This is a genomic window from Methylocystis sp. MJC1 (assembly GCF_026427715.1).
Classification (GTDB): Bacteria; Pseudomonadota; Alphaproteobacteria; order Rhizobiales; family Beijerinckiaceae; genus Methylocystis.
This window is the reverse complement of record NZ_CP107558.1, coordinates 3,226,982-3,250,370: the sequence shown is the minus strand read 5'-3', so window position 1 is coordinate 3,250,370 and position 23,389 is coordinate 3,226,982. Positions and strand designations below refer to the sequence as shown.

23 protein-coding genes, 2 tRNA genes and 1 pseudogene are annotated in these 23,389 nt (G+C 58.9%); 17 read left to right on the top strand and 9 right to left on the bottom strand.

The window, feature by feature from the left end; all coding sequences use genetic code 11:
- Positions 1 to 4: 4 nt before the first annotated feature.
- The 6 genes from hmgA (at position 5) to OGR47_RS15590 (ending at position 6,289) form a co-directional block, all read left to right on the top strand.
- Positions 5 to 1,303 carry a homogentisate 1,2-dioxygenase gene (gene hmgA / locus OGR47_RS15615; protein WP_165054333.1) on the top strand — a complete coding sequence of 433 codons (1,299 nt, stop codon included), beginning with the start codon at positions 5 to 7 and terminating at the stop codon, positions 1,301 to 1,303.
- The gene (locus OGR47_RS15610) at positions 1,300 to 2,307 is read left to right on the top strand and encodes a fumarylacetoacetate hydrolase family protein (RefSeq protein ID WP_165054335.1); all 1,008 of its coding nucleotides are present in this window, start codon (positions 1,300 to 1,302) and stop codon (positions 2,305 to 2,307) included. Before hmgA ends, OGR47_RS15610 begins: the two co-directional genes overlap by 4 nt.
- Positions 2,308 to 2,334: 27 nt before the next feature.
- Complete coding sequence (locus OGR47_RS15605; protein ID WP_165054337.1) at positions 2,335 to 3,831, top strand: CoA-acylating methylmalonate-semialdehyde dehydrogenase; 1,497 nt, start codon at positions 2,335 to 2,337, stop codon at positions 3,829 to 3,831.
- Positions 3,832 to 3,846: 15 nt separating this feature from the next.
- Complete coding sequence (gene mmsB / locus OGR47_RS15600) at positions 3,847 to 4,722, top strand: 3-hydroxyisobutyrate dehydrogenase (protein ID WP_165054340.1); 876 nt, start codon at positions 3,847 to 3,849, stop codon at positions 4,720 to 4,722.
- A 353-nt stretch (positions 4,723 to 5,075) separates the two neighbouring features.
- Entirely contained in the window at positions 5,076 to 5,606 is a 531-nt protein-coding gene (locus OGR47_RS15595; RefSeq protein WP_165054343.1) for a sigma-70 family RNA polymerase sigma factor, read from the top strand.
- Positions 5,603 to 6,289 (top strand): NrsF family protein, encoded by a 687-nt coding sequence (locus OGR47_RS15590; protein WP_165054347.1) that lies wholly within the window; start codon positions 5,603 to 5,605, stop codon positions 6,287 to 6,289. The genes OGR47_RS15595 and OGR47_RS15590 overlap by 4 nt, the downstream gene beginning before the upstream one ends.
- A 124-nt stretch (positions 6,290 to 6,413) precedes the next feature.
- Here the strand turns inward: OGR47_RS15590 and OGR47_RS15585 are convergent, their stop codons facing one another.
- The 5 genes from OGR47_RS15585 to OGR47_RS15565 form a co-directional block, all read right to left on the bottom strand.
- The gene (locus tag OGR47_RS15585) at positions 6,414 to 7,925 is read right to left on the bottom strand and encodes a c-type cytochrome (protein ID WP_165054350.1); all 1,512 of its coding nucleotides are present in this window, start codon (positions 7,923 to 7,925) and stop codon (positions 6,414 to 6,416) included.
- Between the two features lie 145 nt (positions 7,926 to 8,070).
- The gene (locus OGR47_RS15580) at positions 8,071 to 8,694 is read right to left on the bottom strand and encodes an SCO family protein (RefSeq protein WP_246729780.1); all 624 of its coding nucleotides are present in this window, start codon (positions 8,692 to 8,694) and stop codon (positions 8,071 to 8,073) included.
- Positions 8,695 to 8,741: 47 nt separating this feature from the next.
- Positions 8,742 to 10,538, bottom strand: a complete 1,797-nt coding sequence (locus tag OGR47_RS15575; protein WP_216697923.1) for a hypothetical protein — start codon at positions 10,536 to 10,538, stop codon at positions 8,742 to 8,744.
- A gap of 18 nt (positions 10,539 to 10,556) precedes the next feature.
- A complete protein-coding gene (locus OGR47_RS15570; RefSeq protein ID WP_165054359.1) occupies positions 10,557 to 11,243 on the bottom strand; it encodes an SCO family protein in 687 nt (228 codons plus the stop codon).
- A gap of 38 nt (positions 11,244 to 11,281) precedes the next feature.
- On the bottom strand, positions 11,282 to 12,961 hold the full coding sequence (locus tag OGR47_RS15565) for a multicopper oxidase family protein (protein ID WP_206527469.1): 1,680 nt from the start codon (positions 12,959 to 12,961) through the stop codon (positions 11,282 to 11,284).
- A 1,065-nt stretch (positions 12,962 to 14,026) separates the two neighbouring features.
- On the opposite strand from OGR47_RS15565, the gene OGR47_RS15560 reads away from it, so the two are divergent.
- The 9 genes and pseudogenes from OGR47_RS15560 (at position 14,027) to OGR47_RS15525 (ending at position 19,498) form a co-directional block, all read left to right on the top strand.
- Entirely contained in the window at positions 14,027 to 14,296 is a 270-nt protein-coding gene (locus tag OGR47_RS15560) for a hypothetical protein (protein WP_165054365.1), read from the top strand.
- Positions 14,297 to 14,352: 56 nt separating this feature from the next.
- On the top strand, positions 14,353 to 15,204 hold the full coding sequence (locus OGR47_RS15555; RefSeq protein ID WP_371824432.1) for a DUF692 domain-containing protein: 852 nt from the start codon (positions 14,353 to 14,355) through the stop codon (positions 15,202 to 15,204).
- Complete coding sequence (locus OGR47_RS15550) at positions 15,201 to 15,992, top strand: DNA-binding domain-containing protein (protein WP_165054367.1); 792 nt, start codon at positions 15,201 to 15,203, stop codon at positions 15,990 to 15,992. The genes OGR47_RS15555 and OGR47_RS15550 overlap by 4 nt, the downstream gene beginning before the upstream one ends.
- Positions 15,993 to 16,140: 148 nt before the next feature.
- Entirely contained in the window at positions 16,141 to 16,419 is a 279-nt protein-coding gene (locus tag OGR47_RS15545) for a DUF2282 domain-containing protein (RefSeq protein WP_165054370.1), read from the top strand.
- Positions 16,420 to 16,453: 34 nt separating this feature from the next.
- Positions 16,454 to 17,323, top strand: a complete 870-nt coding sequence (locus OGR47_RS15540; RefSeq protein ID WP_165054372.1) for a DUF692 domain-containing protein — start codon at positions 16,454 to 16,456, stop codon at positions 17,321 to 17,323.
- Between the two features lie 17 nt (positions 17,324 to 17,340).
- Positions 17,341 to 17,574, top strand: a pseudogene (locus OGR47_RS21935) (DNA-binding domain-containing protein); the annotation flags it as partial.
- A gap of 111 nt (positions 17,575 to 17,685) precedes the next feature.
- Complete coding sequence (locus OGR47_RS15535; protein WP_246729770.1) at positions 17,686 to 18,126, top strand: hypothetical protein; 441 nt, start codon at positions 17,686 to 17,688, stop codon at positions 18,124 to 18,126.
- Positions 18,127 to 18,139: 13 nt separating this feature from the next.
- Complete coding sequence (locus OGR47_RS15530; protein WP_165054378.1) at positions 18,140 to 18,616, top strand: DoxX family protein; 477 nt, start codon at positions 18,140 to 18,142, stop codon at positions 18,614 to 18,616.
- 291 nt (positions 18,617 to 18,907) lie between these two features.
- On the top strand, positions 18,908 to 19,498 hold the full coding sequence (locus OGR47_RS15525; protein WP_165054381.1) for a TlpA disulfide reductase family protein: 591 nt from the start codon (positions 18,908 to 18,910) through the stop codon (positions 19,496 to 19,498).
- A gap of 363 nt (positions 19,499 to 19,861) precedes the next feature.
- Here OGR47_RS15525 and OGR47_RS15520 read toward each other — a convergent pair.
- A tRNA-Ser gene (locus OGR47_RS15520) sits at positions 19,862 to 19,951 on the bottom strand.
- A 207-nt stretch (positions 19,952 to 20,158) separates the two neighbouring features.
- On the opposite strand from OGR47_RS15520, the gene OGR47_RS15515 reads away from it, so the two are divergent.
- A tRNA-Ser gene (locus OGR47_RS15515) sits at positions 20,159 to 20,248 on the top strand.
- A gap of 57 nt (positions 20,249 to 20,305) precedes the next feature.
- On the opposite strand, the gene OGR47_RS15510 is transcribed toward OGR47_RS15515, so the two are convergent.
- Positions 20,306 to 21,343 carry an aldo/keto reductase gene (locus OGR47_RS15510; protein ID WP_165054575.1) on the bottom strand — a complete coding sequence of 346 codons (1,038 nt, stop codon included), beginning with the start codon at positions 21,341 to 21,343 and terminating at the stop codon, positions 20,306 to 20,308.
- A gap of 193 nt (positions 21,344 to 21,536) precedes the next feature.
- Between OGR47_RS15510 and OGR47_RS15505 the strand changes: the two genes are divergently transcribed.
- A complete protein-coding gene (locus OGR47_RS15505; protein WP_165054384.1) occupies positions 21,537 to 22,442 on the top strand; it encodes a LysR family transcriptional regulator in 906 nt (301 codons plus the stop codon).
- Between the two features lie 144 nt (positions 22,443 to 22,586).
- Here OGR47_RS15505 and OGR47_RS15500 read toward each other — a convergent pair whose 3' ends face one another.
- Positions 22,587 to 23,033, bottom strand: a complete 447-nt coding sequence (locus OGR47_RS15500; RefSeq protein ID WP_165054387.1) for a hypothetical protein — start codon at positions 23,031 to 23,033, stop codon at positions 22,587 to 22,589.
- A 171-nt stretch (positions 23,034 to 23,204) separates the two neighbouring features.
- Positions 23,205 to 23,381 carry a hypothetical protein gene (locus OGR47_RS15495; RefSeq protein WP_165054390.1) on the bottom strand — a complete coding sequence of 59 codons (177 nt, stop codon included), beginning with the start codon at positions 23,379 to 23,381 and terminating at the stop codon, positions 23,205 to 23,207.
- Between the last annotated feature and the right edge of the window lie 8 nt (positions 23,382 to 23,389).

Below are 23,389 nucleotides of genomic sequence, written 5' to 3'. Positions count from 1 at the left end.
CGCGATGGCGGCTTATATGAGCGGCTTCGGCAATGAGTTCGAATCCGAAGCCTTGCCGGGGGCGTTGCCACGCGGGCAAAATTCCCCGCAGCATTGTCCTTACGGGCTTTACGCGGAGCAGCTCTCTGGCTCGGCCTTCACGGCGCCGCAAGGCGTAAATCGGCGTTCGTGGCTTTACCGCATTCGTCCCTCCGTGCTGCATGCGCGAAACTTTGGGGCGTGTGATTTGCCGCTATGGAAGACGGCGCCGTCCCGCGCGACGACCGAACATCCAATCGATCAGATGAGATGGGGGCCTGCGCCGCTGCCCGATGGCGCCGTCAGCTTTATCGAGGGCGTCGGGATCATGACAACTGCGGGCGATGCAGATGCGCGCGTCGGAATGGCGGCGGGCGTTTACGTTGCAACGCAATCGATGGTCGACGACTATTTCTACAACGCGGACGGGGAGATTATGATCGCACCGCAACAGGGCGTGCTGGTCTTCGATACGGAATTCGGCCGGCTTGAGGTGGCGCCAGGTGAAATCTGCGTCCTGCCGCGCGGCGTGAAATTCCGCGTGACTCTAAAAGATGGGCCCGTGCGGGGCTATTTGTGCGAGAATTATGGCGCGCCTTTCGTCCTGCCGAGCCGCGGCGTTATCGGCGCTAATGGTCTCGCTGACGCTCGTGATTTTCTCACGCCTGTCGCCGCCTTTGAGGATTCGCAGCGCGCATCCCGCATGACGGTGAAATGGGGCGGGCGCTTTTATGTGTGCGATATTCCGCGTTCGCCGCTCGATGTCGTGGCATGGCACGGCAATTACGCGCCTTACAAATACGACCTTGCTCGCTTCTGTCCTGTCGGCGCCTTGTTGTTCGATCATCCTGATCCGTCGATTTTCTGCGTCCTGACCTCGCCATCCGGTCAAGCGGGCGTGGGCGATCTCGACTTCGTCATTTTTCCCGAACGCTGGCAGGTCGCCGAACATACATTCCGACCGCCATGGTTCCATATGAATGTGATGAGCGAGTTCATGGGGCTTATCTTCGGCGCCTATGACGCAAAGCCGAGCGGCTTCGTCCCCGGCGGCGCCTCGCTGCATAACGCCATGTTGCCACATGGGCCAGACGCCGCGGCTTTTGAGGCCGCAACAGACGCGGAGCTCAAGCCCAGCAAGCTCGAACACACGCTCGCCTTCATGTTCGAGACACGCTTGCCGCAGCATCCGACGGATTTTGCCTTCGGGCTCGAAAGCCGGCAGGCGGATTACGCCGCCTGCTGGGATGGCCTGCCAGACCAGTTCGAGAGGGAGCGGCCATGAAGCTCGCATCGTTAAAAGGCGGTCGCGACGGCAGACTCGCCGTTGTCTCGCGCGATTTGACACGTGCGGCTTTGGCCGACGACATCGCGCCGACGCTGCAAGCGGCGCTCGACGATTGGGCGCGCGTCAGTCCATTGCTTTTGGCGCTTTACGAGCTGGTCGAAGCCGAGACCACCGCGACTTTCCGCTTTCGCGAACGCGACTGCGCTTCGCCTCTACCGCGCGCCTTTCAATGGGCGGATGGATCAGCCTATCTCAATCACGTCGAGCTTGTCAGGAAAGCCCGGGGCGCGGATATGCCGGCGAGCTTCAGAGACGAGCCGCTCATGTATCAGGGAGGCTCCGACGCCTTCCTGGGGCCGCGAGATCCGATACCTTTGCTCGATGAGCGGCTCGGCCTCGATCTGGAGGCGGAGATCGCAGTCGTCATCGACGACGTGCCGATGGGCCTCGGTCCCGTCGCAGTCCGAGAGAGCATTATGCTCGTCATGCTCGTCAATGACGTCACGCTCCGTGGGCTTGTTCCGGATGAAATCGCCAAGGGCTTCGGATTTTTCCAGTCCAAGCCCCATTCTGCTTTCTCTCCCGTCGCTGTAACGCCCGATGAGCTCGGCTCCGCTTGGGATGGCGGCCGACTGTCGCTGCCGCTGCTCTCGTCTGTTGATGGCGCGCCGCTCGGGCGACCAAACGCCGGCGCCGATATGAACTTCGATTTCGGCCAGCTGATCGCCCATGCCGCGCGCACGCGTCCGTTGTCGGCCGGTACGATTATCGGTTCCGGCACGGTTTCCAACCGCGGCGTGGATGGCGGGCCCGGTCTTCCAATCGCGAAAGGCGGCCTCGGCTATTCCTGTCTTGTCGAGCAGCGCACCGTGGAGGCGCTCACCGAGGGCGAAGCGCGCACGCCCTTTCTCAAAGCGGGTGACATCGTACGAATCGAAATGCTGGACGAGGAGCGCCACTCGATCTTTGGGGCGATCGAGCAGCATGTTGAGGCGAGATAGCGAGAGATCTGACTCGAGGAATATGCGATGCAGGAGTTGGCGCATTTTATCGGAGGGCGTCGCGTCCTCGGACGCTCTGGCCGCTTCGCCGAAGTTTACGAACCAATGACCGGCGCCGTGAGGGCCCTCGCGCCGCTTGCCTCGTCCGAAGAGGTGCAGGCGGCCGTCGCCGACGCGCGGGCCGCCCAATCCGAATGGGCGGCGGTGAATCCGCAGCGGCGCGCGCGCGTCATGATCCGCTTTGCGGAGATCGTCGGAAAAGAGATGGAGCCGCTCGCCAGGCTCCTTGCTTGCGAGCATGGCAAGACGATCGCCGATGCGCGCGGCGATATTCGGCGCGGGCTGGAGGTGGTTGAGTTCTGCGTGGGGGCTCCGCAGCTCCTCAAAGGCGACTACACAAATTCGGCTGGCGCTGGAATTGACATTGCCTCCATGCGTCAGCCGCTCGGCGTGGCGGCCGGAATCACGCCGTTCAACTTCCCGGCGATGATCCCGATGTGGATGTTCGCTCCGGCGATCGCATGCGGCGACGCCTTCATTCTCAAGCCGTCGGAGCGCAATCCGAGTGTGCCGCTGCGCCTCGCGGAACTGATGCTGGAAGCAGGCCTGCCGCCGGGCGTGCTCAATGTGATCCTCGGCGACAAAGAGGCGGTCGACGCGCTTCTTGACGATCGTGGCGTCGAGGGGATCGCCTTCGTCGGCTCCACGCAGGTCGCCGAATATGTCTATTCGCGCGCGACGGGTAACGGCAAAAGGGCGCAATGTTTCGGAGCCGGAAAAAACCACATGGTTGTCATGCCTGACGCCGATATGGAACAGACTGTCGAGGCGCTCGTCGCAGCTGGCTACGGCTCGGCCGGCGAGCGTTGCATGGCCATCTCTGTCGCCGTCCCGGTTGGGCAATCGACGGCGAAGGAATTGCTGCGCCGGCTCGCGCCACGGGTCGAGTCCTTGAAAGTTGGTCTCTCGACGGACGAAACGGCGGACTTCGGCCCGCTGATCTCGAAAGCGCATCTCGAGAGAGTGCGGAACTATGTTTCGCTTGGCGTCTCCGAAGGTGCGAAGCTCCTCGTCGACGGGCGCGACTTCAAGATGCAGGGCTATGAAAACGGCTTTTTCATCGGCGGCTGTCTCTTCGACGAGGTCGAGCCGCCTATGCGCATCTACCGAGAGGAGATTTTTGGCCCTGTGGTCTCGGTCGTGCGCGCGGAAACTTATCAGCAGGCGCTGGCGCTTGTCGACGCGCATGAATATGGCAATGGCGCCGCCATCTTCACTCGGTCGGGCGATGTTGCGCGGGATTTCGCCACGCGCGCCAAAGTCGGAATGATCGGCGTCAATATCGCGACGCCGACGCCGCTCGCCTACTACACCTTTGGCGGCTGGAAACGCTCCTTCTTCGGCGATCTCAACCAGCACGGCGAAGATGCGTTCCGCTTTTATACAAGGACGAAAACCGTCACCTCGCGCTGGGCTGGCGGGGGCAGGGAAGGGGCGAATTTCGCCTTTCCGACGATGTCCTGAAGAAGGAGAGCCAATTTGCCTCGCATCGCCTTCATCGGATTGGGCGCCATGGGTCTTCCAATGGCGGCTAATCTCTCGGCTTCCGGCTACGACATCGCCGGCTATGATTGCTCGGCTTCCGCCCGCGAAAAGGCGTCGAGCCAAGGCATTGAGCTCAGCGAATCCATGAAGGCGGCGGCCGAGGGCGCCGATGCGGTTGTCACGATGCTGCAAAACGGCGACCAGGTGCTAACCGTTTGGGAGTCGTTGCTTGGGCTTGCGGCCGATGCGCTTTTCATCGACTGCTCCACGATCGATCTAATGAGCGCGCAATGCGCCCACGCCCTTGCGCGCGCATTGGGGGCGCTGTCCGTGGACGCGCCGGTGTCTGGTGGAGTCGCTGGCGCCCAGGCGGGCAAGCTCACCTTCATGTGCGGCGCTGAGCTGGAGGCTTTCGAGAAAGCGCAGCCGATCCTGCAAAGCATGGGCGCGCGGATCGTGCATTGCGGCGGCCCCGGGCTCGGGCAAGCGGCGAAAATCTGCAATAATCTCATGCTCGGCGTCGCCATGGCCGCCACGGCGGAGGCCTTTACGCTCGCCGAGCAGCTGGGACTTTCAAGTCAGGCCCTTTTTGACGTCGCATCCGTCTCGTCGGGACAATCTTGGTCGTTGACGAGCTATTGCCCCGTGGCGGGGCTAACGCCCGAAGCGCCTGCCAACCGGGGTTATAAGGCTGGCTTCCAAACCAAGCTCATGCTCAAGGACCTGAGGCTGGCCGAGACGGCCGCCGCGGGCTCAGGGCTCGAGACGCCCATGGCCTCAGCCGCCGCTCGGCTCTACTCTACTTATGAGAGCGAAGGCGGAGGGGAACACGACTTCTCCGGCGTCATTCAGGCGATGCGTCGGCGTTGAGGCTTACCGACGCCGTTGGGGGGCGTCGCGCGCGGCGCCAAAAGCAGCGGCCTCATGAGCTTCGGTCTCGTCCTTCGAGAGGGGCGCATCGCGCCCTTTCGAGAGACCGATTTCCACAGCATTTGCAGTAAACACCGCTAAGGCTCGAGTTTATGCTATAGTAGTTTTCTTGATGCTATGACAATGAAATATGGAGGCGGCGGCATCATACCTGCGCGTTGCTGCCTGATCAAAGCTCGTCATCATCCGCGGCAATTGGAGACGCCAAAGTTTCCTTCAAGGGTCGATATGGCATGCACACGGACAATTACGACGGTGCTTATGCGGCGCGTGAAAAGCGATGGCGGAAGCTGATGTGCGCCGCGCAGGACGGTGATAGCGCCGCCTATGCGACGCTCCTGACAGAAATGCTCCCTCTGCTTCGGAGATCGGTCGCCTACAAACGGCCTGGCGCATCGGACGTGGAGGACATTGTTCAGGAAATCCTGCTTTCGGTGCATACTGTTCGGCACACCTATGACCCGGAACGCCCGTTCATGCCCTGGCTTATGACGATTGCCGCCCGCCGGACGATCGATGCGGCAAGGCGGCAAGCTTCGCGGAACGCAAATGAGACCGCAGTGGATGTCTTACCGGAAACCTTTTCGAGAGATGACGCGAAGAGCGATCAGGAGATTGCCGATGATCAGGCCTTCTTGAGGCGCGCCCTGGCGCAATTGCCCGACGGACAACGCGAGGCGGTCGAGCTTATGAAAGTGAAGGGCTTGTCTCTCCAGGAGGCCTCAGTTGTGACCGGCAAGAGCGTTGCATCGCTGAAGGTCAGCGTCCACCGGGCCATAAAGGCCATGCGCGAATTCACGAAAAAAGAGGGTTGGCGGCAATGAAGTCCGAAGAGCTCATTCGCCGTCTTGCGGTAAACGCCAAGCCCGTGCGCCGTCTCCCGCACCCCTTCTCGCGCACTGCGGCATGGTTTCTTGTCTCGCTCACCTATGCGGCAGGCTTGGTGTTCGCTTTGGGCATACGCCAGGATTTTGCAGCTCGGATCGCGGAGCCACGCTTCTTGATGGAGTTTGCGGCCGCGGCCCTCACCGCGATGATGGCCGCCGCGGCCGCTTTCTGCTCGACGTGCCCTGGCCGGCCGTTGTGGGAGCGTCTAGCGCCATTTCCTTTTCTTGCTCTTTGGCTCGCTTGTATTGGTGAGGGTTGCAGGCAGGAATTGTCCCGGATTGGACTAAGAGCCGTGCATCTGAATATGGAATTCAGTTGCGTTTGGGAGATATTGGCGTTGAGCGCGGCGCCGGCAATGCTGATGCTTTTCATGGTGAGGCGCGGGGCGCCGATTGCGCCTTATCTTACGACGGGTCTATCGGCGCTCGCAGCCCTGTCGTTGAGCGGCGCCGTGATGCTTTTGGTCCATCGACAAGAGTCGAGCATAATGGTTCTCATCTGGCAATTTGGATCGGTCGTCATGCTGTCGGGGTTCGCCGCGCTGTTTGGTCGGCGATTGATCTATTGGCGACCTGTGGATCTCGCCTCCTTTGAAAGTGGAACGGTACCTCATTGCTAGAGGGAATGCCGCTACGGCAGTTCCGAACCATCCAAAATAGGCGCGCGCATGAGTCTGGCCCTCTCGGTCTGCAAAAGAGACGCGGGGGCCTTGCTAAGTCGCTGATTCCACGAGCACGCTGCCCCTAAGGGATTATCCAATCTCCGACAGGTTCGATGCGATCGACTTTCTCGCGCGCCATCTGAACGACATACACGCCATGCGACGCGACGCGCTGACCAGGGCCAAGCGAAAGGCGGGGGAACACTCCCGGATTCAAGTCTCCTTCCGCCTCATGCTCGACGTTTTCTATGAGATAGTCCCGGAAGAAGTCGGTCTTGAGCCGCCCAATCGCGGCGTCGAGGAGCGAAAGGGCGTAGTAAGTTTGAAATTGGAGCGTTGGATGAGTGATCGAAACGCCGCGTGTATCGATCCATGCACGCACGCGGAACGACAGCGGATGAGATTGGGTGTCGACTTCATAGGGATCGACGAAAAAAAGACGCTCCAAGAAGGGTCGAGCCGACTCGCTCTTGGAAAATTCTAATATCGTCGAAGGAAGATAGATTTTCGACGTCTTGGGCGATGCAGATAACAGTGAAGCGACTTTTTCATCGGTGGCATTGCCGGGCCACACCACGATGGCGGTTTGAGGCAACACCAAACGATTAGCGTTGTCGACATCGGCCATAGCGACCGTTTCAACTTCAATGCCGACTGCGCGAGCTTCTTGGTCGAAAATCCTCGCAGGCTCATGCGCCATCGGCCCTTCGCCGACTACTTGGAGAATGTGCGTCTTGCCAGCGTGTTCGCGCGAAAAAAAGGCGACCAGCCCCTTTGCTTCGAGCTCGAGGCCGCGCGTAAAGTAGAACGTCTGTCCATCCTTCCGGCGCCCAGGAAGCTCGGTGTTGGGAAATAGTGCAGGGATTTTCTTCTTGTCGCAGAACTGGGCGATCTGCTCCCAAACAGGCGCCAATCCCGAGACGAATGCGAAAACCGGCTGAGCCTGATATTTGAGTTCAAGTTGCTGCGACCAGCTCTCGGGCGCCCCCTCGAGCTCCCAGACATGCAGCCGCCATTTTCGCGTTGCGCTGATAAGCTCGGACTGGTGGTAGGGCGAGAAACCTTGCCGGCTGCGTTCGCCTCCCGAGTTTTTATTCGCCCAATCGAAATAGGCCTCGATCACCGAAAGCATTGCCGCCCGATCCCGCGAAGACGCATCTTTGCTCACGATCGTCGCGAAGTGGAGTTCGTCGTCTGTTATCCCCGGATCAATCGTCGCCGAAAGATTACGCAGGAACGATTTAAGATTAGCGACATCGGCGTCCGAAAGCTGGTAGCGCGGCATGATCGGATCGAGGTCCTGACCAGAAGCGTCCACGCCGCCTCGCAAAGCGCGCCCGAGCGTTTCGAAATTATAGGCAGGGCGCATGTGCGGTTGATTGAGGCGTGCGCGATAGCGTTGCGGCTGCGCCTGCTCAAAGCGGTTGAGAAGGAAGCGGCCGCGATCCAATTGCCGCTCGCTGAAAAGCGCCAAGCCATTAATCGGCGGAACGAAATACCCCCCTTCGCTTGTTCCGAATCCGCTGGGCCTATGGCACGTGACGCAAGCCGCTCGCGATTCGGGCAGAGAGACGTCGCCCTGAGTCGTCGCCACGAGCGGAGATCCGTCGGCCCTCCGTCCTTCGAAATACAATCGCTCGCCAAGCGCCGGATCGCCGGAGGGTTCGGCAAGGGCGGATGAAGGGGAGATCGCAGCCACCAGTGCGACGACAGAAAGCGTGCGCTTAAGGGAGGCTTGCTCAGTGAGAGCTTTCGGCTTTTTGGACAATGGTTCGATACTCGCTCACAAGTTGCTTGCTGCTGATCAGACCCTCGATACGAACCCAAGGTTGCTCTGGCGACCCGCGGAGATAGGTGTAAGCCCGATGGTTCGCCTTTGCATCATTGGCGAAGCGTGCATCGAAAGCTGACAGCACCCGTGCAATGTCCTCTTTTCGTCCGGTCAGAAATCGCCAATGATTGTCGGGCGGAAAATTCTCCGCAAACTCGTGCAGCCGTTCCGGCGTATCGTAGTCCGGATCAATCGTGATGGATACGGCTCGATAATCCCCGCGGACAGCCGAAAGCTCGGTCTTTGCGGCCGCCAGGGTCGACGTCATCACGCCGCATATGGTTGTGCAGCTCGTAAAGATGAACTGCACGATGACGGGCCGGCGCTCGGCGAGCAATTGATCGAGCCGCACAGAGTTCCGGATGTCGTCGGTCAGGGTGATCGCAGGCGCCACAAAGGTTAGCTCGCTGCGCACAACGGCGGAGTCGGGCTGAGCGGCGTGAGACGCGGAAATTGAAGCCAATAGCAGAGGCGCAAAATGAACCGCGTGCAGCAGCCCCCGGAAGGCATGACTTGAGTTTGCCATTGTCATCCGTTGCAAATGCAGGCGCCGACAATCGGCGCCTGCAGTTAAAGTCATTAGTGGATTGACCAGATCGCCTGCTCATGATGGAGCGGATCGAACTGGTAAAGACGCAGACGAAGCGAGGGCTCATAGTTTAGGTTCAAGATGACCGTCGCTTCACCGAGAGTGGTGCCGTAAGACGTTTTCAACGATGCCCCGCGAGGGCGTGCGAACATTCGTTTGCCCTCTGGATCATTCTCCTCCATCCAGAACTCGCGGTTCTTGTAGATTTCCGGATCGATCGCCGGAGGCGTGGACGGAGTCGGGTTCGCCGATTGCGTTGCTGCTGGGATAATGATCGGCGTCGGCGTATTCATCTCCCACCAGGCGCGCCCGAAGGTGAAGAACGCGCCGTCGCCGCCGACAGGCAGCGTGTTGTGGAAGGTGTTCTCCCACCCGCGCATGCCGCCGAAGTCGACGCTCACATAGCCGTGATCAAAGTAGTCGCCGTTGACCAGCTTCACTTTGACGGTTGCAGGCCGGGTGTGCCACTTGTCGAGAATCGGCTGAGCTTCACTTTTGAAATTGTTTTTCTTGAAGCGCCCGTAGATCGTGTTGTCGACATAGAACAACGTCATGTCGGCGTCAGGATCCTCGGAGACGCCATCCGGCAAGCTGTTACGATCTTGCCATTGGAAGAATGCGCGTTCGGCTTCCGCCATCACAACGGGATTGTAGCCGCTGTTCAAAAGAGAACGGAATGCCTTCCACATCCGCTTCGAGGGCGCGAGATCGCCGATTTTGGCAATCGCTGCTTCTTTGTCCGCCTGGCTGGCGCGCGGCGTAGAACCGAAAACCGCTTGCTCCCATCCCAAAGGCGTGCTCTTGCCAACGGGCTTGAACGCGTTTTCGGTCACCTGCACGCGTGGAGGATGACGGCGCCAGCCCCAAGTGTAAGTGAGGTTGAAGTTCTTACCCGGCGCGAATTTCAGCTTGTATTGCGTGCGGGTGCCGTCTTCCATTGGGAAAAACGTCAAATCCATCGTGACCAGCGGTATCGCGGCTCCCGGAACAGCAGTCGGGTCGAGATACATCTGCATGGGCGAAAAATCGTCCTGGCCCTTGTTCAACGTGTCGACGATATAGTTGATCGTGAACGGCACGCCTTTGACGTCTCGCACATCGAGGAAAGCGGTGTCCGACTCGATGTGAGTGTCAAACCAAACCTGGTGGATCGTCGCTGTGCCGCCAATGACGTTTCCAGATGCGTCCTTGATCGGATCGACATGCGTCAGATTACTAGAGCCGGCATAGTGCATCATGGGGATGCCGCTATAGACGCGATCTGAAACAGGGTTGCCCTCGAGAATGTCGATGGCCCGTTGCAAGTCGGCCTTACTGAACCCGTCCGGCGAATAGGCTTCTCTTTCGTCTCTTTCGTCGCCTTTGCCGGGATTTCCCTTGCGATGCCAAGCTTTGAAGATCGCCGCGAGGTCGTCTGTCGGCGATGTCTTGTTGATCGGCGTGACGACCGGGTCGTCATGCAGATTGTAGGGATGCTCTGGCGAGGATGAAAGGGTATTCGGAATCTCGGTTCCGTCCGCGGCCTTTACGTTCTCGTACCGCGTTGGCAACAGGTTGGTCGGATTGACCCATGGGTCCGAAGGCGGGAAGTTGCCTTGGGGCGTTGTGACTGTCGTCGTTTTTCCGTCCGGCGACACTTCATATTTGTAGGCCGACGGGGCCGGCCACGGCTGCGGCGTGCGATCGTTCGGCGGGGGAGGGACTTGCGCTAAAGCGAAACCGCCTCCAAGGAAAAGGGCGATCGCCGTGGAGGCGATCGTCACATTACGCGTTTGATTCGAGTTCATGACGTTGCTCCGGCAGCTTTAGATGGCCCGATTGTGGAAGGATGGTCCGTTCTCGTCGAGGCGGCGCGGGCCAGCCTGGGCGAAATCGCCCGTCACAGGCTTTCCATTCATCACCGACTTGATCCGCGACGCCGCGTCTTCCGGCGCGATCAATGCGGGAAACGCGGCCCACAGGCCAACAGCGTCATTGCCATAGTGAACGATGTCGACGGAGGCGGGGCGAGATGTGTCCCTCCCGTGCTTATAAAGGCGCGAGGCATAAGCCGCATTGCCTTCGGACGAAGCGCGGACGAAAACCCACCCCTTCGGCGCGCCGAATTTTTCGGCGAAAGCAGCCAGGCGCTCCGTCGTGTCATTTGCCGGATCGCCGGTGATCGAAATGATCCGAACCTCTTCTTCGAGGCGATCGCCCAGAAGCTTGGCGACCTCTGCGAGACTTGCAGTGATCGGAAAGCTTTCCTCATTCGCAATCGACATGAAATTGATAATGACGACCTTGTTACGAATAAGATCCCCGTAAAGCTGCACCGTGCGGCCATCGTGCGTGGTGACGGTCGATTCCGGTAGCTGGCTACGGCCATAGAGCTGCACGCCGCCATGAGTGTGTGTGTGTTCTTGCCCCGACGTCATCGCCTGCGCGGCGTTGGCGACTGGGAGCAAACCCGCGAGCGACAGCCCCGCGAGGAACTTGCGCCTCTCGTTCATTTGACTCTCCTTGAATTCCATTGTGCGTGCCGGGTGTTTTAGAAACCCTGGCCTGGCTTCACGATGTCCCAGCGGATCATCATTGCGTGATCTTCATGCACGACGTTGTGGCAGTGCATGACATATTTGCCGAAGAAATCTCGCCAATGCCCGTAGAACTTCACCTCATCGCCCGGCGCCAGTTCGACGACATCCTTGCGGGCGTTCAGCATGGAGCCGGGCTTTATCGGCTTGCCATTCTTTTCGATGATCTGGAATTCCTCGAAATGTGTGTGGATGGGGTGCGACCAGTTGTTGCCGCCATTCCGAATAGTCCAGATTTCGGCCGTGCCCTGCTCGATCGCGGCGTCGATGCGCTTTGGATCCATGAGCTTTCCGTTCACCGTCCAAAGACCGTTGGTATAGTCGAAGACAAATAGGCGTTCGCGCTTGACGTCCTTGAGGTTAATCGGCGGCAGCTCGCGGAACCGCTCTGGGATGCGACTCGGATCGAAGACCATAGGCCCAACGACATCGAAGCGCATTATCAGGTCGCCTTGGTCCAGAAGACCGCCAGCGAGGCCCGCGCCATCGTTTCTCATGGCGAGTCGATTGGTAAGATAGATTTTGTCGCCGGCGTTGAACTTCGAAAAATCGACGATAATGTCACAGCGATTAGCGACCCAAAGATTGACATTGTCGGTCAGGATCGGCTCGGGTAGCAGATTACCGTCGTTCGAGATCGCCACGAACGGGATGGCGTCCTTGCCCTGCGTGGTCAGGTACAGCTTGTAGAGACGCGACGGGCCGCCGTTCAGCAGACGGAAGCGGTATTTACGACGCTCCACTTGAAAATACGGCTGGATGCGGCGGTTGACCGTGAAGCGGTCACCGAGCATGCCGTGGTTCGTGTAGACGTCACTGCCGATGTAGCCGCCCGTTTCACCGGAATTGGCGACCGGATGAGCGCCGGTGAAGTCCCAGATCGGTTGGCCGTTCTGGTCGAACAGAACGTCGTGCAAAATCAGCGGGACGTCATATCGGCCGCTCGGGAGACGATAAGCCTTGGGGTTCCGATCCTGTTCGTTACCTGAATCGCTCTCGTCGAACAGCAGATAGAAGCCTGCTAGGCCTGCATAAACATTGGTCGCGGTGAAATCGAGACGATGGTCATGGTACCAAAGCGTGCTGAGCGCTTCCCGCGGATCGTTGCCGGCGTAGATGTTGGGGTAGTGATGATCCCAGAATTCTCCGGGGAATGTGAAGTCCGCCGGATTGCCGTCGCTTTCGGAAGCCTGGTGGCCATTGTGCGTGTGAATCGTGCTCGAGGGCAAGGCGAAAGAGATATTGCCTGTGCCAACTGGCGGCAGATTATTGAAGCGACGAACGAAGATCGGCTCGCCATAGCGCGCCATGAATGTCTCGCCGGGTGTCGCGCCATTGAAACCGTATGCCCAGGAGCCGTTCGCGTAAGGCCCCTCAAGATGATAGTTCCACTTAAATTCCGACAGAACCTGCTTGTAGAATTTCTTCGGAAGAAACTCGTTGTAGCGCTGATGCCGCGCCGGATCCGGAGGCGTTCCGAGGGCCCCGACAGGCACCGGCTGCGCGGTCGGCATGACATACAATGGCATGGCGAAAGGCGTTGCGGGCGGACTTGGGTGCGCCTGAAACCCCGGAACATAGCCATCGGGGAAAAGCAGACCGCTTTGCGGAACTGCGTGCGCTTCCTGAGCCACGATCCCTGCGCCAGCGGCGCTGAGCCCTAATTTTAATGCATCGCGTCGGTTTACCATATCCAGCCCCTCCTTACCGCCCCGGCGTAATACAAGACAAGCCGCAGGCTTAGTCAACGTTATAGTTGGAGATATTCCGTATTCGACGTTTACGATACAAGTAACACCCCCCAGTTGTGTTTGATGAATACAATATGGCGAGCGCTATTATTCTGGCGCAAGACGATGCAGTCCGCGCCAGTTTTACGATCTCGAAACGCATTAAGTCGGCGCGCGGCGACGCAAAGGAAGCCGAGCGGTCCCGTCCTGAGCGCAAGGACGCACAGGGGAAAGATTACTGCGCCATGAAATTGGAGACGTGCGTTCACGCACAAGCCCGCCGCCATGTGCGATGCGAATGCAATGCCTCTCAGGTGGCGCTGAGCCTTAATTCATTGTGTCAGTCACCATATGCACCCCCTCCTAGTGCCGCCCCGGCTAATACAAGACAAGGCGACGGCTTAGTCAATGGTATAATTGGCATTTTCGTGTGTTTATACTTTACTAGATTGTATACGCTCGCCAATTGTGTGTTGTATATTATAGGACGAGCGGGGGTATTCTGGCGCGTGACATTGCAGCCAGCGCCAGTTTTGTGATTCGAGACGCGTTGAGCCGGCGCGCGGCGACGCAAAGGAAGCCGAACGGTCCTGCTCTGTGCACAAGAACGCACAGAGGAAAGATTACTGCGTCATTGGAATTGGAGACGTGCGTCCGCGCACACCCCGCCGCTATGCGCGACGCGAATGCAATGCCTCTCAGAATGATGTCGTTCTGTGATGCCCTCGCTTTTCCCCGTAAGGGGACGCCCCGCATCTATTTTTCCGTGGGGAAGCCTGGCTTTCAACCTACCGGAGGTTGTATTTCAGTCGCCGCCAGCTGGTGGCGTCCACCGCCGCAAGTTGGATTCCATCGGCGTGCTGTAACTTTCCCGCGGGGGGCTGCGAAATTTGTGGCGTAGGTTAGTTGGACCGCGCATCACCCTCGTGTCGTGCGCGTAGGCTAATTGTTCATCACAGAGGAAGACGAATGAAAGCCAACATTGTTTCTGGCGCGACTCTCGCCGCCGCCGCCATCGCCCTTGCCGCCAGCGGCGCAACGACGTCCTCGGCTCTGGCGAAGAAAGCCGCTGCTGCGCCCGTTCATTGCATGGCCATCAATTCCTGCAAGGGAATGGGCGCCTGCAAGACAGCGAACAACTCCTGCAAGGCCATGAACTCCTGCAAGGGGCAGGGCTGGCTTCCGGAGAAATCCGCTAAGGCCTGCGAAGCCAAGGGCGGTACGGTTCAGGCGATGTAAGCCGCGTGGTGGGACGCGCGCGGAACCTCGCGCGTCCCGCCCGTAAAATTCTCGACATGGGCAATGATGTGACGATACCTTCCTCGCTCGGCTTCGGGCTCGGTCTTCGGCCAATTTATTATCCAGACATATTGGACCGCAGACCCGCGGTGGATTGGTTCGAAATCATATCCGAAAATTACATGATTCCTGGTGGGCGTCCTCTAGCGACGCTTGAACGCATCCGCACGAACTACCCTGTAGTGATGCATGGCGTCGCGATGTCGCTGGCGTCGACCGACGATCTCGATTTTGATTATTTGAGAGAATTGAAGGCGCTGGCCGCCCGCATCGAGCCCGCCTGGATTTCGGATCACCTCGCCTGGACAGGAGTCGGCGGGTCTAATCTTCATGACCTACTGCCGATACCGTTTACGCTGGAAGCGCTGCGTCACGTCAGCGAGCGCATCGCGCGCGTGCAGGACTTTCTAGGTCGACGATTGATCGTCGAGAATGTCTCCACCTATGTATCTGTCGATGGATCCGAGATGGCGGAACAGGATTTTCTGGCTGAGCTCGCCGAACGCGCCGATTGTCTTCTTCTCCTCGACGTCAATAATGTATTTGTCTCTGGATTCAATCACGGTTTCGAGCCTCGCACGTTTATCGATGCACTTCCGGTAAACCGAGTGGCACAACTCCACCTTGCCGGCCATAGCGATTATGGCACCCACAAAATCGACACGCACGATCAGCCTGTGTGCGAAGATGTCTGGGAACTGTATGCGCACGCTCGGCGCAGATTTGGCAACGTTTCGACGATGGTCGAGCGCGATGACAATTTTCCACCTTTCGAGGAACTACTAAAGGAAGTGGAACGCATGCGGCAGATTGCGGCTGATGTCGATGCCGAAAGGGCGCCCGCGTGACTCTCCTGTCGTTTCAGAGGGCTTTCCAAGCGGCGATCCTCAAGGCGGAAGTGCCGAGCGCAACGACGCTGGCGTTCGTGGGGCAACCACGTTTGATTGATCGCGTCACCGCTTTTGGCGTTTACTACAATGCCTACCGTCTGCGCCTTGCCGAGTTCATCTCGACTGATTTCGCGATTTTGCGGAGCTATCTCGGCGATGAAGATTTCGGCAGGCTCGTAGAAGAATATGTGATGGCGAAGCCCTCGATCCATCGTAACGCAAGATGGTACGCAAGGGGCCTCCCCGAGTTTATGGAGCAGTCCGATAGCTGGGGCCTAGATCGTAGCGCCTGTGATCTCGCGCGCTTCGAGCGTGCGCTGGCGGATGCCTTCGACGCCGCCGATGCGCCAGCTTCGAGCGCGCAGACGCTTCATCAGATCGACGCCGCGGACTGGCCGAATTTGGTTTTGTCATTCCATCCCAGCGCAAATTTGCTTACCCTGAGCCGTGGGACGGCGACGCTATACGAGTCTCTAACCGAGGGTCGGACGTCCGCTCCCGCTTCTCCCCCATATAGTGACGAGACAGTCTTAGTTTGGCGGAGTGAATACGAAACTTTCCACAGAATCGTCGATAATGACGAGCGCCTCGCCCTTTCTGAAGCGATGCGCGCGAAAACGTTCGCCGACGTCTGCTCGCTGCTCTCCTTCAGACACAATGGAGATGATGTAAGCGTTCTTATCGGGGGTTTTCTATCGGGTTGGTTTGCTGATGGGTTGATCGTCAGTCTTCAAATCAAAGCGTGAGGTTTGTTTGAGCGCGATTACTCGGAGTTGCGCCAGCGTGGCTGACGTCGGTGCGACGATGTAACCTTCCGCGTAAGAACGCGAAACAATTGTTAGAGAATATCGACGCAGGGAAGGGCCCTTTGCCCCCCTTTTGGAGGAGGAAACGATGATTGACGCTAGCAAATGTACAGCGCTGTTCGTCGCTGGAGCTATCGCAACTGCGCTTTCGACGATTGAAACCGCTCACGCAAAGGCGGAGCAGGAAAAATGTTATGGCGTGTCGTTGAAAGGAAAAAATGATTGTGCAGCAGGCGCCGGAACGAGCTGCGCCGGATCAGCAACAAAGAATTATCAGGGTGATGCCTGGAAATACGTGCCAAAGGGTACTTGCACATCAATCGTTACTCCGAAGGGAAAAGGCAGCCTCGAGCCGATCACAAATTAATCGCAGCCTCATGTGGTCTTGCCAGGATGGTTAGATGCGCTCCGTTGAAACGATTAGTTCCGGTTGCGTGGGCGTCGGCTTCAAGCCGGAACACGCCGTGGATATTCTGGCCTTTTCTGGGTGCGTCAGCGCGCTCGAGGTTCACGCGGAAAATTACATGAGCGCTGGCGGCGCGCGCTTGAACCAACTAGAAAGTATCCGCCGTGACTATCGCTTGCTTATTCATGGGGTGGGGTTGTCCATCGGTGGGTCCGAGGCGATCGACCGAGAGCATCTTGCGCGCGTAAAGCGGGTTGTCGATCGATTCGAGCCGGCTATTTTCTCTGAACACCTAGCTTGGTCGGCGCACGCGGGTCGCTATTTTGGCGATTTGTTCCCGCTTCCCTATACGCCTGAAACTTTGGATCGGGTCACTGCCAACATTCACCAGGTCCAAGACGCCTTGCAGCGTCGGATACTCCTGGAGAACCCCGCGACATATGTGGAGTTCGAGGGTTCATGTTTCACGGAAATCGAGTTCATCGCTCAGATTGTCGAGCGCACTGACTGCGGTCTCCTACTCGACGTGAGCAATGTATTTGTCTCCGCATGCAACCATGGTTTTGAACCGGAGGAGTATATCGACGCCTTTCCAATATCCAGCGTGGAGGAGGTTCATCTTGCAGGCTACGCCGAATTGACGGATCTGGGAGGTGAGCCCTTATTGATCGACGCTCATAATTCGAAAGTCGCCGGGCGCGTGTGGGCGCTTTACGAGCGTGTGCTTGCGAGACGTGGACCCGTTCAAACAGTGATTGAGTGGGACAACGACATCCCCGCGTGGGATACGCTTCTGAGCGAAGCTGTGCGCGCCGAGTCACTACTCTTGGCGAACGCGCATGGCGCTTCCGTCACGCCATCTTGAGAGCCACGTATCCTACAATGCAGACGCCGGAGAATTACGCCGAGGAATTCCTCCGGGCGTTACTGGATCGCAATGCGCCGGTTCCGGTCTCTTTGAAACGGTCGAGTTCGCATTCCGTCGTGAGGCGCTTTGCAATCTATCAAAATAACCTGTTCTCGAGGTTGATCGACAATCTCGAAGCGCGCTTTCCGGTCTGCAAACGGCTCGTAGGCGACTCGTTTTTTCGAGCGTTGGCGTCTGAATATATCCGCCGGTCGCCTCCTGGGTCGCCAATTCTGATCGAATATGGCGCCGATCTCCCGGACTTCATCAGTGGTTTCGGGCCGGCGCGCGCACTTCCTTATCTTCCCGACGTCGCTCGGTTGGAATACGACATCGGGCGCGCTTACGACGCTGCTGACGCAGCGCCCGTATCCAATCAGGTCCTTGTCAGCATGTCGCCGGATCAGATAGCCGGCTCGAGGCTGCAACTGCATCCATCCGCAACGCTTCATTCATTCGCGTACCCAATCGTCTCGATTTGGCGCACGAACAGCTTCGATGACGAGGTAAAAGTCCTCGATGCGACGGAGCCAGAAGATGCTCTGATCGTGCGCTCCTATTTGAACGTCGAAGTGCACAGGCTGCCGGCCGGCGGATTTCGCTTCATGCGTTCGCTCGCCGACGGCCAAACCATTTTACACGCGGCCGCGGACGCTCAGTTGCAAGACTCGCGGTTTGATCTCGCCGCTTGCGTCGAATTGGTCATATCCGCACGGGCGATTGTGGCCATCGATCCTGCCCCATTGGCTATCAGCTCATAAGCTGGAGAACTGAATGAAATACTTCCGCATCATCGGGCGCTATCTCGACGCGATCCCTTACTCTCTCCTCGCTCTTGTTTTGCGTTTCGTCGTGGGCCGCCCGTTCTTTCTGTCCGGCCAGACTAAAATCGAAGGACCCACATTTGGGGGCGAATATTTCGGCTACGATATGACCTTTCAGATTCCAACCAGCCTTCGCGATTCAACGCTTACGCTTTTTGAGAATGACTACAAATTGCCGTTCCTGTCGCCTGAGAGCGCCGCCCTGCTCACGGCAGGGCTGGAATTCATTCTGCCCGTGATGCTGATGTTGGGGCTGGCGGCGCGTTTCTCTGCGCTCGGTCTGCTCGTGATGACCTTGGTAATTCAATTTTTTGTTTACCCGGATGCATGGTGGACAGTGCATGTGTATTGGGTGACGATTTTGTCGGTTTTGATAGCGCGAGGTCCAGGCAAAGTTTCCTTCGACCACCTTTTGTTCCGCAACTAATCTAGCCCCGTAACCTTTCAGAGTGCGCCGACGAAATTGACTTCGGTTCCGAGGGCGGGCTTCGTGCCCCAAAAATGCCCGTCTCGGCGCCAGCTCTCGGGCGGCCGCAACATGGGATGCGATCTTGATGTTGCGGACTGCCTGAGAGTTCGCTGTGGACCGGTTAGACCGGCTAATTACACAATGGCTTTGATGCGCTTCGCTCGCTTGCTCGCTTAACAGGTGGCGTGTTTGGCGGAATGGAGCTTTGTTGGCGGTGCGCGTTCGAGCGCTCGAGACAGGCGATCGTGCATGGCGGAAACCTTCAGGCTTTACTTTGGCGCCTTCTATTTCCTCGCCCTCGCCTTTCTGACAGCAACCTCCAATTCACCAGCTCGAGCGGAATCGGATCTTCCGCAGTTGCGCTCGAACAGTGCGCAGTTCATCGAACTCATCCCGAGGTCTAAAGTACCCGCCCTCACCTTTGAGCGGCTCGATGGCAAGTTGATTTCTCTCGAGAAATTCGGTGGAAAAGTTGTCCTATTGAGCTTTTGGGCAACATGGTGCCCTCCGTGCCGGAGGGAACTGCCGTCGCTTGAGCGGCTGGCGGCGCTCACTAGAGCTCAAAGACTTGAGATTGTCGCAGCCTCAGTCGACAGGACTGGCAAATCATCCATCGAAAGCTTTCTTCGACATCTTAACGTGAATAATCTCCCTATATATTATGCTGTGTCGCAGCGTATTGTCGGACCTGTCGAAGAGGCTGCTCCATTCCCTCTATATGGAATGCCGATAACTTATTTGATTGATAGAGGCGGATTGGTCATCGGCTATGTAACGGGCGAAGTGGACTGGACATCACCAGAAGCGCTTTCCTTCCTCGCCTATTTCACGGAAGGGTGAGGGGGCCACGCGTCGGCGCATGCCGGCTTATCGCAGGGGCGCGCGCTCGAGAACGAATACTGAAGTCCGAAATTAGCTCGAGCGCTTCATGCATTGGATCGTCGGTGCTGGCGCCGGCGAGCGGGGACGGCCCGAAGAACGAAGCGGTTCGGTGAACGGCGGCCACCGTGCCGGTAGAGGTGCTTTGCGCCCCACATCCACCAGCCTGATCTTAGATTTCGTCGCGCTTTGAGAGAGGCTTTTCCAGCTCAGCTACCTTAGCGGCTACCCCAAAGGCCTCACAGCGCCTTACCGCATCCCAGCAAAGCTCGGGGGCCGGGCCGGCTCGAAAATCAGAATATTTCAGCATCTTGCTGTCAATGATGGCGGAGAGGGAGGGATTCGAACCCCCGATACAGTTGCCCGTATGCCGCATTTCGAGTGCGGTGCTTTCAACCACTCAGCCACCTCTCCGGCGCGCCAATTCGGCCCCAAGAGGGCCGATAGCTTTGTGGTGAGCGGCCCATAACACGCAAATTGGCGTGTGATCAAGCACAAGTCGCACGATCGGCGCGAATGAAAGGCCGTTTGGACCCAAAGGCGGCAAAATCGGGCCGAAAGGGGATAATTTCCAACTCGGCAATTGCGTTCCGAGCCGCCATGAATATATTGCGCGCCAATGGAGGGGTGGCCGAGTGGTTGAAGGCGCACGCCTGGAAAGTGTGTATACGGGAAACCGTATCGCGGGTTCGAATCCCGCCCCCTCCGCCATTCACCGCCGATAGCCCTCCATGGCGCGATCGCAACGCCAACACTGCCCTATGACCCTCAACCCACCATAAGCGGATTGAGACGGGTGAACCCTTCCTGACGCCGGTAAGGGAATTGCGGATAGGGCGCCGTAATGGCGCTGGCTTCGTCGAGTTTGGCGATCTGTTCGGAGGAAAGCGTCCAGCCGATCGCGCCGAGGTTCTGGCGAAGCTGGTCTTCGTTGCGTGCGCCGATGATCACCGAGGAAACGGTTGGGCGCTGGATCAGCCAGTTGATCGCTACCTGCGGCACGGTCTTGCCGGTTTCCGCTGCGACCGCCTCCAGCGCATCGACGACGCGGTAAAGATAATCGTCCTCCACCGGCGGGCCGTAGCTCGCCGTGTCGTGCAAGCGGCTCCCTTCAGGCAGCTGGGAGCCACGCCTGATCTTGCCGGTAAGCCGCCCCCAACCAAGTGGACTCCAGACGAGAGCGCCGAGACCCTGATCGGCCCCGAACGGCATGAGATCCCATTCATAATCGCGGCCGATCAGCGAGTAATAGACCTGATTGGCGACATAGCGGGGCCAGCCGTAGCGGTCGGCAACCGCCAGCGCCTTCATGATCTGCCAGCCAGAGAAATTCGACACGCCGACATAGCGGACCTTGCCGTCGCGCACGAGCGTATCGAGCGTGGACAGCACTTCCTCCACGGGCGTCGCCGCGTCGAAGGCGTGCAATTGCAGGAGGTCGATATAGTCGGTGTCGAGCCGCCTCAGCGCGTCCTCGACGGCGCGGATCAGGCGGAAACGCGACGAGCCCGCGTCATTCGGGCCGTCGCCCATCGGCAGGCTGGTTTTGGTCGAGATGAGCGCGTGATCGCGCCGCCCCTTCAGCGCGGCGCCAAGCGCCTCCTCGGAGGCGCCGTTGGAATAGACGTCGGCCGTGTCGAAAAGGTTGACGCCCGCTTCCAGGCAAATGTCGATGAGACGGCGCGCCTCGTTGGCGTCGGTATTGCCCCAGGCGCGGAACAATGGCCCGACGCCGCCGAATGTGGCCGCGCCGAAGCTCAAGACCGGAACCTTGAGGCCGGACCGACCGAGCGAGCGATATTCCATGGGATGTCCTTTCAGAGGGTTGGCGGCGATCGCCGCCGCCGGAAAGAAGCTCGCCACGAGCGGCGCGAGAACGAGGCCGGGACCGTGATCGATCGCCGCTCCCGCCCAACGCCGATGGCGTTCCCGAGATAGACGCTATGCTGAAAGTGACATAGAGTGTCAATTGTAACATCACTTATGAATTGAACGACCAATGGCGCGATCGGAGATTAATCGTTCCGGCGAGATGGAGGTCTTCGTTTGCGTCGTAGAGCGCGGCGGTTTCTCCGCCGCTGCACGCGCGCGCCGCATGACGCCTTCGGCCGTCAGCAAGCTCGTCTCCCGTCTGGAAGCTCGCCTTGGCGCGCGGTTGGTCAACCGTTCTACCCGCGCCTTTCAGCTCACGCCGGAGGGATGCGTTTTCTATGAGCGGGCGACGCGCATTCTGGCCGACATTGAGGACGCAGAACGTAATGCAGGCTCGGGCGAGCAGCCGGTGGGTCGAATCCGGCTCACCACCAACGCGTCCTATGCTTCACATATCTTCGCGCCGATCCTGCCTGAGTTTCTGGATCGCTATCCCGGCGTCACACTTGATCTTATCCAGACCGATATGGTGGTGGATCTGCTGGCGGAGCGAACCGACGTGGCGGTTCGCGCGGGACCGCTCAAAAGTTCCAGCCTGGTCGCCCGCAAGCTCGGCGATACGGCCATGGTCATCGTCGGCGCTCCCGCTTATCTCGCCCGCGTCGGCGAGCCGAAGACCTTGGACGACCTCGAAGGTCACGACCGCCTCGGCTTCGGCTACGTCCGCGCAGTGGATGGTTGGCCGATGCTCAAGGACGGTGAAATCACCCTCGTTCCCGCGGTGGGGCGCGTGCAAGCGAGCGATGGCGAGGCGCTGCGGCGGCTGGCGCTCGGCGGCGCAGGGCTTGCGCGTCTCGCCAGCTTTACCGTGCGGGAGGATATCTCTGCCGGCCGCCTCCGCCCCGTTCTCGAACATTTGAACCCCGGCGACCGGGAGGCTTTCCATGCCATCCACGTCGGGCAGGGCGGGCCGCTCCCCTCACGGGTACGGGCGCTCCTCGACTTCCTTGCGGAAAGAGGAAAGGTTTTATGACCCACTCCCGGATAAAGCCGGGGAGATGGCGTTGGCGTCGTTAGCAGTGGTCGCGCGCGTCCGCCAGATTGCCGAGGGAAGGCGCGCTGGCTATCCCACCACCTCCCTCAGGCGCTGTCGAGGTCTCGGCGCGGGAGCGACGCCCTATGGCTTCATGCCGATGAGGTCGCTTTTCGAGACGCGCCAAGAATTGCTCGCCAGGATGGGGCCGCTCGTCACGACCCAAGTTAGCTCGTCACCCGACGGGGTGACGAAGAAGGTGACAGTGCGCCCGTCTTCGTAGCGAACTTCGCCCCGACAATTTCCGGATATCTTATAAGTGCCCTTCAGGGAAATCTCAGCGTTATTTGAATACTTCCCCTTGAATACCACGTTACCGGCGCCGTCGTAGCCAACCATTCCCGCTTCAGCAATCGGCGATTTATCCGTGCCACTAGCGGAGAAAATATAAGAACCTTGCAGGGTCTTATCGCTGCATGTTTCGTCAGCAGCGAAGGCGGCGCCACTCAAGGCTAGGGCAGCGGCTAAAGAGCATATAACTGCGCTTTTCATCTCACGCTCCTTTCCAAGTTTCACTTGTGTCAGCGTCATGCTGCGCTCGATATCGAAAACCTGCGGACTCCGGCGCCTGTGCGTGCGCCACAGCTACGGGCGGATAGATGGCTCTCTGCCTCCTTCCGACAATATGGGCGGAATAGCCGACCTCAATTTGCTTAAAGGCGCGTGAGCGGGGCCTGCATGAGCGGGCGGGCAGGGGTCCGCTCATCGGAAAAACACATCGAGCAGTGAAGCGGCCTCGGACGCGTTGCGCTTCTTGCAGAAATGCGCGCAGCCACGCTTTTCGACTCCGTCGTCGCCGCGATCTCTCGCATTGCCGTCGCGAAACTCGGCGCCATATCGAGCAAGCAAGAGCCCGGTAAGCTCGGCGTAGCCCAACATCCGGAGGA

Bases quoted from the DNA above. Each gene is read 5' to 3' on its own strand.
- hmgA (WP_165054333.1), top strand. From the start codon at position 5: ATGGCGGCTTATATGAGCGGCTTCGGCAATGAGTTCGAATCCGAAGCC.
- OGR47_RS15610 (WP_165054335.1), top strand. From the start codon at position 1,300: ATGAAGCTCGCATCGTTAAAAGGCGGTCGCGACGGCAGACTCGCCGTT.
- OGR47_RS15605 (WP_165054337.1), top strand. From the start codon at position 2,335: ATGCAGGAGTTGGCGCATTTTATCGGAGGGCGTCGCGTCCTCGGACGC.
- OGR47_RS15595 (WP_165054343.1), top strand. From the start codon at position 5,076: ATGTGCGCCGCGCAGGACGGTGATAGCGCCGCCTATGCGACGCTCCTG.
- OGR47_RS15590 (WP_165054347.1), top strand. From the start codon at position 5,603: ATGAAGTCCGAAGAGCTCATTCGCCGTCTTGCGGTAAACGCCAAGCCC.
- OGR47_RS15580 (WP_246729780.1), bottom strand. From the start codon at position 8,694: ATGACAATGGCAAACTCAAGTCATGCCTTCCGGGGGCTGCTGCACGCG.
- OGR47_RS15575 (WP_216697923.1), bottom strand. From the start codon at position 10,538: ATGAACTCGAATCAAACGCGTAATGTGACGATCGCCTCCACGGCGATC.
- OGR47_RS15570 (WP_165054359.1), bottom strand. From the start codon at position 11,243: ATGAACGAGAGGCGCAAGTTCCTCGCGGGGCTGTCGCTCGCGGGTTTG.
- OGR47_RS15560 (WP_165054365.1), top strand. From the start codon at position 14,027: ATGAAAGCCAACATTGTTTCTGGCGCGACTCTCGCCGCCGCCGCCATC.
- OGR47_RS15555 (WP_371824432.1), top strand. From the start codon at position 14,353: ATGGGCAATGATGTGACGATACCTTCCTCGCTCGGCTTCGGGCTCGGT.
- OGR47_RS15545 (WP_165054370.1), top strand. From the start codon at position 16,141: ATGATTGACGCTAGCAAATGTACAGCGCTGTTCGTCGCTGGAGCTATC.
- OGR47_RS15540 (WP_165054372.1), top strand. From the start codon at position 16,454: ATGCGCTCCGTTGAAACGATTAGTTCCGGTTGCGTGGGCGTCGGCTTC.
- OGR47_RS15530 (WP_165054378.1), top strand. From the start codon at position 18,140: ATGAAATACTTCCGCATCATCGGGCGCTATCTCGACGCGATCCCTTAC.
- OGR47_RS15525 (WP_165054381.1), top strand. From the start codon at position 18,908: ATGGCGGAAACCTTCAGGCTTTACTTTGGCGCCTTCTATTTCCTCGCC.
- OGR47_RS15510 (WP_165054575.1), bottom strand. From the start codon at position 21,343: ATGGAATATCGCTCGCTCGGTCGGTCCGGCCTCAAGGTTCCGGTCTTG.
- OGR47_RS15505 (WP_165054384.1), top strand. From the start codon at position 21,537: ATGGCGCGATCGGAGATTAATCGTTCCGGCGAGATGGAGGTCTTCGTT.
- OGR47_RS15500 (WP_165054387.1), bottom strand. From the start codon at position 23,033: ATGACGCTGACACAAGTGAAACTTGGAAAGGAGCGTGAGATGAAAAGC.
- OGR47_RS15495 (WP_165054390.1), bottom strand. From the start codon at position 23,381: ATGTTGGGCTACGCCGAGCTTACCGGGCTCTTGCTTGCTCGATATGGC.